Raw genomic sequence first — 9,355 nt, forward strand, 5'->3', positions numbered from 1 at the left:
GCCAGAGACATAACAATCGGTTAATAATTATTTAAAATGCACTTTTCTTCGTTTTGAAAAGAAGGCCTTTACTTTCCTGTTTCATCCCAACCTAACCAAATGAACGAAGCCAAATTAGTCTACAGAAACCTCGATGAATTGTTCGAAAGAGCCCCGTCGTTTCCAATTGACCAGAAGAGCAAGATTGTCATTTTTAGCGACCTACATATGGGAGACGGAAGTTCCAAAGACGACTTTCTTCCCAATTCCAGCCTCTTTATTCAGTCGGTAAAAGATTACTATATCCCTAAAGGTTTCTCCATGGTTTTGAATGGAGATGTAGAGGAGCTTCAAAGATTTTCTCTTAAGAAAATAGCAAAGCAATGGGCGGAAGTTTATGAGCTCTTTGATGAAATAAATAGGAACAACTTGCTCATAAAAACTGTCGGCAACCATGACCTCACACTGGTAACCGAACCGGAGCAGCCGTTCCAATACGAACTGTACGAGTCGGTTAAGCTGATGTATAAAGATAATCCGATCTTTATTTTTCACGGCCACCAGGCTTCCAAAAAATATCAGAAAAGCAACAGGCTTATTGGCTTTACGCTGAAATACATAGCCAACCCGCTTCGAATCAAAAACTTCTCTGTGGCGCACGACAGCCGAAAGCAATACAAAATTGAAAGGCGGGTTTATAATTACTCAGTCTTCAATAAGATTGCTTCTGTGATTGGTCACACGCATCGCCCGCTGTTTGAATCACTGTCAAAAGCGGAAAGACTCAAGTACAAAATAGAGCAGCTATGCAGGGAGCTTGTTGGACTGAAGGAGGGGGAGGAGTCTGTGATTCTGAAGAGCATTAAGGCCTACAAAAAGGAGTTGAAAGCTATTTATAGCAAAAAACTCCCCATTCTGGAAATCGGCAACCTGTATCATTCCATTTTTCATATTCCCGTTCTTTTTAACTCAGGCACGGTCATCGGGAAGCGTGGAATCACCTGCCTCGAGATTGAGAATGGATCCATATCGCTTATCCACTGGTTTGACCAGAAAACCACCGAAAAATACCTGAGACAAACTGGTTACAATCCGGAGCAGCTTGGCGATACGGATTTTTACAGAATGGTAATTAACAAAGAAGACCTGGATTATATCTTCACCCGGATCAAGGTTTTGTCTTGATGGCGAAATGCCAGGAATGAAAAGCGGAAGGTTGTTTTGCTGGCCGCAGTTGCCAATCCATCTATCTTGACAGCAATTTACTGAGGCTTACTTCTTCTTTCACATTCACAGGATATCTCGACGACCAGCCTGCGATGCTTGTTTTAATTTCGCCGGTAAATTGCAAGGGCACTTTTTTGCCCAGCAAATAGGCCAAGCCATCTTTTTCAACAATTCTCTGGATATCAGCCATGACCAGTATGCCCTGAAATGGGACTACAAATTCCTTTTTTGCACCCGCCTTTACTACTTTAACCTCCCTTAAAGAGGCCACCTTAGTCGACTCAATTTCGATCTGTAGCTGAATTTCTTTAATGCTTACACCAAAAGAGTTCGGGTTGTATAACAGTGCTTCCCCTCTAACTTGTGTTTCGTTGTTGACAACGGGGCCGAAAGTGAGCTTTTGGAACCTGATCAGCTCAGCGGGTTCTGCTTGCTTGCAACTCCAGCCCAAAAAAAAGATTGAACAAAATATTAAATTATTTACCAGGGCTTTTCTCATAGTTCCGTTTCGTGGCTCAAATTAAAAGATTATTTTTCGGCTATCTAATTCATTTTCAAATTCGAAGAAGGTCAGTCGGAATAACGCTATTCTTCCTCAACCGTTTATACCTGTTCAAATTCGTCGAAAGCTTTATGTCAAACATTTCCACAACGTCTTACTCAAAAATGATGCGCAATTTTTTATGTCTTGGTTTAGTAGCCTTTTTATTTTCATGCACACCTCAGGTTCCATCTTTCGATTGGCAAGGCCACCGGGGTGCAAGAGGGCTAATGCCTGAGAATACTATTCCGGCTTTTTTGAAGGCCATGGAATACGATATCAAGACACTTGAGATGGATGTGGTCATAACGGCCGATAATATGGTAGTAGTGTCTCACGACTCATTTCTGTCCCCAACTTTCTGCACCGACTCTTTGGGTAACCCGATTGCAAAAGGATCTGAAATGAAATGGAATATTTATCAAATGAGAAGTGATGAGCTCGCAATGTTCGACTGCGGCAGCAAGCTTCACCCAGGGTTTCCAGATCAGGAAAAGATGAGCGTTAATAAGCCCCTGTTGTCGGAAGTGTTTAAAGCAGTGGATCAATATGCCGATGACAAAGGCCTCAATATTCCTTTCTATAATATTGAATTGAAGTCCGATGAGGAGGGGGACCATATATACCACCCTGAACCAAGCGTTTTTTGTGAACTTGTTTACGCTGAAATCAATGGTAAAGTGCCTTTCGACAAATTTACCATCCAGTCATTTGATTTTCGGATACTCCGCTATTTTCACGAAACCTATCCTGAAGTCAAACTGTCTGTGCTCGTTGGGAATGACCTGTCCGTCGAAGAAAACCTTAGCCAGCTAGGCTTCACCCCGGCAGTTTATAGCTGCTATTTCAAAAAATTGACGCCGGACGATGTCACTTTGCTACACGGCAAAGGCCTGCAGGTAATCCCCTGGACGGTGAATGAGGTGAAGGAAATGCAGGAGCTCATCAAAATGGGTGTGGACGGCATTATCACCGACTACCCTAACCTGATCGAACAGGTAGCTTCATAATTATAAGGTATTCACTACCTTTGCCCGCTGTAAAAAATAGCTGTTGATATAAATGAAAAAGACTTACGACGTTTTTGGTATCGGGAATGCTTTGGTGGACATTGTGTTTGATGCTGATAATAGCTTTTTGGAAAAATATAAAGTCGAAAAGGGCTTGATGACGCTGGTGGATGAAGCCCGTCAACATGAACTTATTGAAGCGCTTCACCTTGACGAGAACATGATGCAGTGCGGAGGCTCAGCAGCCAATACCATAATTGGCACAAGTCAGTTTGGGGGAAAATGCTACTATGCCTGCAAAGTTGCCAATGATAAATTTGGCCACTTCTACCTTGAAGACCTTCGGAAAAACGGCGTCGATACCAACCTGACTGATGCGACAGCCCCGGAGGGAATTACTGGTAAATGTCTTGTGATGGTGACCGATGATGCTGACCGGACTATGAATACATTTTTGGGGATCACGTCTAATTTTTCCAATGCCGAAATCGATGATAGAGCCTTAAAGGACTCACAGTACCTCTATATCGAAGGCTATCTGGTGACAAGTGAGACAGGCCTTGCCGCTATGAAACACGCCAAGAAAATTGCCGAAGAAAATGGAGTCAAAGTGGCGCTGACATTTTCTGACCCCAGTATGGTGAAGTACTTCAAAAGTCAAATGGAGGAGGTAGTTGGAGCGAGCGTCGATCTGCTGTTTTGCAACGAAGAGGAAGCGATGCTCTTTACCGGGAAGAGTAACATACTCCATGCCCGGGAGGAATTAAAAAAGGCAGCAAAAAAATTTACCATCACGCAAGGCAAAAACGGCGCCATGATTTTCGATGGAGACACCTTCATCGATATTGAGCCATACAAAGTAAATGCCGTGGACACTGTAGGAGCCGGCGATATGTTCGCAGGCGCATTTCTTTATGGAATCACGCACGGCCACTCCATCGCTGAAGCAGGGAAAATGGCCAGCCTGGCCTCGTCGAAAGTAGTTTCCCAGTATGGCCCACGTTTGGAGTGGCACCAGGTGAAAGAGATAATGAATCACCTGTTCGAATAGATTACCCTACCAACCATTTCTTAAAGAAAGAGGACTCAACAACAGTTGGGTCTTTTTTCTTTTCAAGAGAGTAGCTTTCATAAAAAGACCTACCAGTCGCAATATAAAGATCAATAGTCCTGCCGTACCTGTTGACTTTAATCGTCGAATCTGTAGTAAAAGCAGCGAGCATTTTGTTGACGTCAGTTTCTGAGTTCACATTCACAATCTCATCATCGACCGACAACATTTCGCATGCGGGACTCTTCGGGTGTACGTGAGAAACCACCAATCTGTCTCCGTCGACCCTCACTTTGAAGCCCAGCTCCCTTTCGTGAAAAGCTTCAGGCAGCTTCTTTTGCAGAGCCAGCCCAAACTGGTCAGCTAAAGTGCTGAGCTCATTTTCAATTGGTTCATTTCCATGCACAAACTTGTCAAAAAAATCTTGCAGGGGGCAAGCGGCAAATTTTTCTGCCATGTTTTGAATATCGTTTTTCTCGTAGGGCTTTCCAGATTTATATAAATCCACCCAAAGAGCCCGCATCACGTCGTCCATTGAATATTTACCGCCGCTGGCAATCCTTATAGCGAAGTCAAGCATAAGCGCAATGATGGCCCCCTTCACATAAATCGATACTTTCCTGTTAGGCACACCCGCCTGGTAGCCGTCCAGCCATAGATCAAACGACGACTCCGCCACCGATTGATTGAACCGGCCAAAGTTTTGAAAGTGACGGCTGAGAAGTTTATTCAACTCAGTCAAATACCATTCTTCGCCGTAAACACCACTTCTTACCAACATCAGGTCGCCGTAATATGTCGTGAAGCCCTCCGCCACATATCCGGTCTCAAAATAATTCTCCTTCGAAAAGTCATAAGGCTGAAGCTCTGTAGGGCGAATCCTGGTAATGTTCCATGCATGGAAAAGCTCGTGCGACGATATACCGAGTAGCTTTTCATAGAAGCTCGCAGTGTGCTCTCCGGTGCACGGCCCTAACGTAATGACCGTGGAATTAGCATGCTCCACACCATGGTAAGCCGGGTAAGGCAGAAATTGAAGTAAAAAATGATAGTCTGTAACCGGCAAGTCACCAAAAAGACGCAACTGAGTAGTTGTAAACTTTCGGAAGTCCTCCAGCATTTGAGCCGGTTTTACATCCGTCAATCCATGATGCCAGATATGAAAAATGATGCCGTCAACCTCATAGGTCAGGCAAGTTAACGATGGGCTTGCGATAAACGGACTGTCGGCCAATTCGTAAAAGCTTTCAGCCAGCAGCCGGTGGCCTTCTTTTTTTAACCCAGTGGCCACTTCATAGTGGTCCGGGAGTTCCAGAAGCAATTCAACCGGCTCTGTCATTCTATCGGGCAGATACATCAAACAGTTGACAGGGTTTACATAAAGCTGGTCATCATGAAGCCATGAACTGCCGGCATCCATTTTATAAGCATAGTATTGATAGCTTATCTCAATGGACTGCTTACCATTTACAAACAATGACCAACTGCTCTTGTTTAACTTTCTCATGGGCAGAAGCCCATCCGTCGAACCTTTTGCTGAAACACGTAAAATATTCTTTGCAAAATCCCCTAACTCATAGCGGCCCGGCCTCCATGTTGGCAGCCTAACTTCCACGTTTTGGGCCGTATTGGCCTCAAAAGTCATGACAATATTTATAAGGTGGCTGAGCGGGTTGTTGTAACTAACTGTATATCTGATCATTTTTTAATAATTCCCAACTATTCTTTCTCTTCCTTGTTTGCAATTAATTAAAAGCTCTTTAACTTTGCAGCCCGTAATTTTTCTGAAGAACTACAATTGTATGCCTCGGAAAGATACTTTAAGTTAGGCAAAGAAGAATAGATAGATATGAAAAGGACATTTCAGCCCTCAGTAAGAAAGAGAAAGAACAAGCACGGCTTCAGAGAAAGAATGTCGACTGCTAATGGTCGTAGGGTGTTGGCTGCCAGAAGGGCCAAAGGAAGGAAAAGACTGACTGTGTCTGACGAGCGTCGTCACAAGAAATAAATCTTCACTGCTTTTATGAAGGAGCAGGAATATAAAAGTCTACCTGCTACCTTTTCAAAGTCGGAGAGGTTAAAGAGAGACAAGCGTATTAAGGAACTTTTCCAGAAAGGTTCCTCTTTTTTTTTATACCCCCTTCTTATTAAATACATGGCATCCCCTGTTCCTGAAGGGGTTAATCAAATTCTTTTTTCAGTTTCCAAGAAGAACTTTAAAAGAGCGGTAGACAGAAACCTGCTTCGACGCAGAATGTTCGAAGCTTACCGGCTGCACAAGCACACACTCCGATCCCTGCCTGATCAGGAGAATTTCCTCTTAATCGCCTATATTTACGTTGGTAAAGAAAAAGCCACCTATCAACTTATCGAGCGTCAACTAATTGCGGCGTTGAAGCGTTTGAATGATGTAAAAAGTGCAAAAACATAGCAAGTCTATGAAACAAAGAATTATCAGAGGCAGTTTGTTGATGCTGGTTATTGGAGGAGTTTTTAGCCTTTCATTTACTGAGCCAGACGACAAATACTTTCAGATAGCCAAGAGTCTGGATATTTTTGCCACACTTTTTAAAGAGGTGAATACCTACTATGTTGATGAGGTTAGCCCGGATGACATGGTGAAAAGTGGCATCAATGCGATGCTCAGTTCACTTGACCCCTACACAGATTTTATTTCTGAAGACGAGTATGACGACTTTCGTACCATCACCACAGGCCAGTATGGCGGTATAGGAGCACTGGTCGGGAAGAGGGACGGCTATAGCACCATCATTATGCCCTTTAAGGATTTTCCAGCCTACCGGGCAGGCCTTCAAATAGGCGACAAGGTGATCAAAATTGATGGAAAAGACATTGTAGGGAAGTATTCAGACAATATCAGTGACCTTTTGAAAGGCCCTGTTAATACCCCCATTGTTTTGACAATTGAAAGATACGGGGTCGAAAAAGCTTTTGACGTGCCACTTGTCAGGGAAAAGATCACCATCAACAACGTCCCGTTCTATGGCCTTTTTCAATCCGATATCGGCTACATCCGGCTGTCTGACTTCACCACCGACGCAGGCAAAGAAGTAAGAAACGCATTAACTGACCTCAAAAAACAGGGCGCAAAATATATTGTGTTGGACCTAAGAGGAAACCCAGGTGGTTTGCTCGACGAAGCAATCAATGTATCTAATGTATTTGTTAAAAAAGGATCGGAGATCGTAACCACCAAAGGCAAAGTGAAGGATTGGAACAAAACTTACAAAGCCTATCAGGATGCAGTTGACACCGAAATCCCCTTGGCTGTTTTGGTGAACGGCGGCAGTGCTTCGGCGGCGGAAATTGTTGCAGGTGTTATTCAAGACTACGATAGAGGTGTTTTAGTCGGGAGAAGAACATTTGGAAAGGGGCTCGTTCAGGCCACCAGGCCCCTGGCCTACAATTCCCAATTAAAAATTACTACAGCCAAATACTATATCCCAAGCGGTCGATGCATTCAGGCGATCGACTATGCCCATAGAAACCCAGATGGAAGTGTGGCAAAGATTCCTGACTCGCTGATGGTGGCTTTTAAAACATCAAAAGGTCGGGTGGTTTTCGACGGTGGTGGCGTTAATCCCGACATTACAGCAGAAGTGATTGAGTATGCGCCGGTCACTCTTGGTCTGGTCAATGGCAATCATATTTTTGACTATGCCACCAAATATCATTTTGAGCACAAGACGATCCCGTCTCCGGCCACATTTAAATTGTCGGATGAGGAATTCGCTAATTTCAAAAGCTGGCTCGCTAAACGAGATTTGAAGTACTCAAGCGCCATGGAGAGGTCACTTGATGGGTTTGAAGCTTCCGCTAAAAAGGAGCAGTATCTCACACCGCTGGAAAATGAAATACAGCAGCTGAGAAATCAGTTGAATAAGATGAAGAGCTCAGACTTAGAACATTTCAAGGATGAGATAAAAGACGTGCTTGAAGAAGAGATATTAAGTCGCTACTACTTCGAGGCAGGCATTATCGAATCTTCTTTCAGCTATGATCCCGATATTCTCGAGGCTGTAAAGCTTTTCCGAGCTGAGGGGAGGTATAGTGAGCTTTTAAATCCAACCAACTAAACATGTCCGTAATTTTATGTTTGGAGACAGCCACGACGGTTTGTTCCATGGCGGTTTTTGCCGACAAGCAGTTGTTGGGATATCAGGAGTACAGGATTGACAAGTCACACTCAAACCTGTTGCCTTCTATTATTGATACTACTTTGCACGGGTTGTCTCTCAGCAAGGCTGATCTGACGGCCATCGCCGTCTCTGAAGGCCCTGGCTCATACACTGGCCTTCGAATAGGCACATCTATTGCAAAAGGCTTGTGTTACGCATTACAAGTTCCGCTACTGGCTGTCAACACGCTGCAAGCCATGGCAGCAGAGGTGAATAAGTTTAATACGAAAGACGCTTTATTGTGCCCAATGATAGATGCCAGGCGAATGGAAGTGTATGCTTGTGTAGTTAATTCGACGGGACGAGTTGAACAAGAAACTGCGCCACACATAATAGATGAGAATTCATTTTCAGAATACCTTGACAAACAGGAGGTTTGGTTTTTTGGGAATGGCTCCGATAAGTGTAAAAAACTGATCGGTAAAAATGTCAACGCCGTTTTTATATCCGACCTAGTGCCTTCTGCGAAGGCGATGGGAGAGTTGGCATATGAACAGCTACTGTCCAAATCTTATAAAGACCTGGCGTACTTCGAGCCATTTTATTTAAAAGAATTCAGAGCAACCAAACCAAAATCCGTCAGCTAGCGTTCGCATAGTTCAGAGTGTTTTCCCATGGAACAACCAATTATTAATAGAGTTGCAAGCAGTTCGTTGATCTCTCTCGACCTGGCTGAGTTTATCCCTCAGGGTGAAAGGGCAGTGTTCGATTTGAAAGATTACCTTTTTCAGGGGATGATTCTTAGAGAAAAAGACTTTAGGCTGGCCATTAAGGAATTTGATTGGTTCGTCTTTCGGGGAAAGTCTGTCGCTATTTACTGTTCAACTGATGCGATTATCCCTACATGGGCATATATGTTGGTGGCTACCAAAGTGAATGGTGTGGCTGCGCTCAGCATGAAAGGCTCCCCTGAGGAGCTTGAAAAGAAATTATTCCTTCAAGAGTTAGATAAAAAGGACTGGTCAACCTTCGATGGAGCTAAAGTAATTATCAAAGGTTGTAGCGATTTAGTTGATCCAGACTTTTCTTTTTTTGAAGCTACGCAAAGGCTAATTCCCTGGGTTTCAAGCCTTATGTACGGGGAGCCTTGTAGTACCGTGCCGGTGTTCAAAAAAACATCATAAATAATCACGCTTGGCTCTTGTATATTTAAAGCAGTCCACTACTTTTGCAGTCCCATTTGAGGGAAACGCCCTCAAAAAAGTTTACTGACCTACTGTTCTATTCCTTCAAAAAATATTTATAAAATAATTTTTGGATTTAGGGAGAATAAGTGATTACCTTTGCATCCGCTTTCAGAGGGATAGCCAAAGAAAGTGGTGTCAGCGAGACGGCAGGTTGAGTTGAG

Annotated in this window: 10 protein-coding genes; 8 read left to right on the forward strand and 2 right to left on the reverse strand. The window is 43.7% G+C overall.

Going from position 1 to position 9,355, the window contains the following annotated elements; translation table 11 throughout:
* Positions 1-99 precede the first annotated feature (99 nt).
* Positions 100-1,164 (forward strand): metallophosphoesterase family protein, encoded by a 1,065-nt coding sequence (locus RIG68_RS02795; protein ID WP_350118371.1) that lies wholly within the window; start codon positions 100-102, stop codon positions 1,162-1,164.
* A 61-nt stretch (positions 1,165-1,225) separates the two neighbouring features.
* Here the strand turns inward: RIG68_RS02795 and RIG68_RS02800 are convergent, their stop codons facing one another.
* A complete protein-coding gene (locus RIG68_RS02800) occupies positions 1,226-1,705 on the reverse strand; it encodes an LEA/WHy family protein (protein WP_151996456.1) in 480 nt (159 codons plus the stop codon).
* A gap of 134 nt (positions 1,706-1,839) precedes the next feature.
* Between RIG68_RS02800 and RIG68_RS02805 the strand changes: the two genes are divergently transcribed.
* The gene (locus tag RIG68_RS02805) at positions 1,840-2,757 is read left to right on the forward strand and encodes a glycerophosphodiester phosphodiesterase family protein (RefSeq protein ID WP_350118373.1); all 918 of its coding nucleotides are present in this window, start codon (positions 1,840-1,842) and stop codon (positions 2,755-2,757) included.
* Between the two features lie 52 nt (positions 2,758-2,809).
* Positions 2,810-3,808: an adenosine kinase gene (locus tag RIG68_RS02810; protein WP_350118375.1), complete on the forward strand. Its 999-nt coding sequence runs from the start codon at positions 2,810-2,812 to the stop codon at positions 3,806-3,808.
* A gap of 1 nt (position 3,809) precedes the next feature.
* Here the strand turns inward: RIG68_RS02810 and RIG68_RS02815 are convergent, their stop codons facing one another.
* The gene (locus RIG68_RS02815; protein ID WP_350118377.1) at positions 3,810-5,510 is read right to left on the reverse strand and encodes a M61 family metallopeptidase; all 1,701 of its coding nucleotides are present in this window, start codon (positions 5,508-5,510) and stop codon (positions 3,810-3,812) included.
* A gap of 147 nt (positions 5,511-5,657) precedes the next feature.
* Between RIG68_RS02815 and rpmH the strand changes: the two genes are divergently transcribed.
* From rpmH to RIG68_RS02840, 5 genes are read left to right on the forward strand one after another with little or no spacing between them, the layout of a single operon-like run.
* Positions 5,658-5,816 (forward strand): 50S ribosomal protein L34, encoded by a 159-nt coding sequence (gene rpmH / locus RIG68_RS02820; RefSeq protein WP_151996459.1) that lies wholly within the window; start codon positions 5,658-5,660, stop codon positions 5,814-5,816.
* Between the two features lie 15 nt (positions 5,817-5,831).
* Entirely contained in the window at positions 5,832-6,239 is a 408-nt protein-coding gene (rnpA, locus tag RIG68_RS02825; RefSeq protein WP_350118379.1) for a ribonuclease P protein component, read from the forward strand.
* A 7-nt stretch (positions 6,240-6,246) separates the two neighbouring features.
* Complete coding sequence (locus tag RIG68_RS02830) at positions 6,247-7,905, forward strand: S41 family peptidase (protein ID WP_350118381.1); 1,659 nt, start codon at positions 6,247-6,249, stop codon at positions 7,903-7,905.
* Positions 7,906-7,907: 2 nt separating this feature from the next.
* The gene (gene tsaB / locus RIG68_RS02835) at positions 7,908-8,594 is read left to right on the forward strand and encodes a tRNA (adenosine(37)-N6)-threonylcarbamoyltransferase complex dimerization subunit type 1 TsaB (RefSeq protein ID WP_350118383.1); all 687 of its coding nucleotides are present in this window, start codon (positions 7,908-7,910) and stop codon (positions 8,592-8,594) included.
* Positions 8,595-8,621: 27 nt separating this feature from the next.
* Positions 8,622-9,131 (forward strand): DUF2480 family protein, encoded by a 510-nt coding sequence (locus RIG68_RS02840; protein ID WP_350118384.1) that lies wholly within the window; start codon positions 8,622-8,624, stop codon positions 9,129-9,131.
* The last annotated feature ends 224 nt before the right edge of the window (positions 9,132-9,355 follow it).

This window comes from Imperialibacter sp., from assembly GCF_040222385.1.
GTDB lineage: Bacteria > Bacteroidota > Bacteroidia > Cytophagales > Cyclobacteriaceae > Imperialibacter.

What these genes read in the sequence shown, in the direction of transcription:
- RIG68_RS02795 (WP_350118371.1), top strand. Translation starts at nt 100, where the DNA reads ATGAACGAAGCCAAATTAGTCTACAGAAACCTCGATGAATTGTTCGAA.
- RIG68_RS02800 (WP_151996456.1), bottom strand. Translation starts at nt 1,705, where the DNA reads ATGAGAAAAGCCCTGGTAAATAATTTAATATTTTGTTCAATCTTTTTT.
- RIG68_RS02805 (WP_350118373.1), top strand. Translation starts at nt 1,840, where the DNA reads ATGTCAAACATTTCCACAACGTCTTACTCAAAAATGATGCGCAATTTT.
- RIG68_RS02810 (WP_350118375.1), top strand. Translation starts at nt 2,810, where the DNA reads ATGAAAAAGACTTACGACGTTTTTGGTATCGGGAATGCTTTGGTGGAC.
- RIG68_RS02815 (WP_350118377.1), bottom strand. Translation starts at nt 5,510, where the DNA reads ATGATCAGATATACAGTTAGTTACAACAACCCGCTCAGCCACCTTATA.
- rpmH (WP_151996459.1), top strand. Translation starts at nt 5,658, where the DNA reads ATGAAAAGGACATTTCAGCCCTCAGTAAGAAAGAGAAAGAACAAGCAC.
- rnpA (WP_350118379.1), top strand. Translation starts at nt 5,832, where the DNA reads ATGAAGGAGCAGGAATATAAAAGTCTACCTGCTACCTTTTCAAAGTCG.
- RIG68_RS02830 (WP_350118381.1), top strand. Translation starts at nt 6,247, where the DNA reads ATGAAACAAAGAATTATCAGAGGCAGTTTGTTGATGCTGGTTATTGGA.
- tsaB (WP_350118383.1), top strand. Translation starts at nt 7,908, where the DNA reads ATGTCCGTAATTTTATGTTTGGAGACAGCCACGACGGTTTGTTCCATG.
- RIG68_RS02840 (WP_350118384.1), top strand. Translation starts at nt 8,622, where the DNA reads ATGGAACAACCAATTATTAATAGAGTTGCAAGCAGTTCGTTGATCTCT.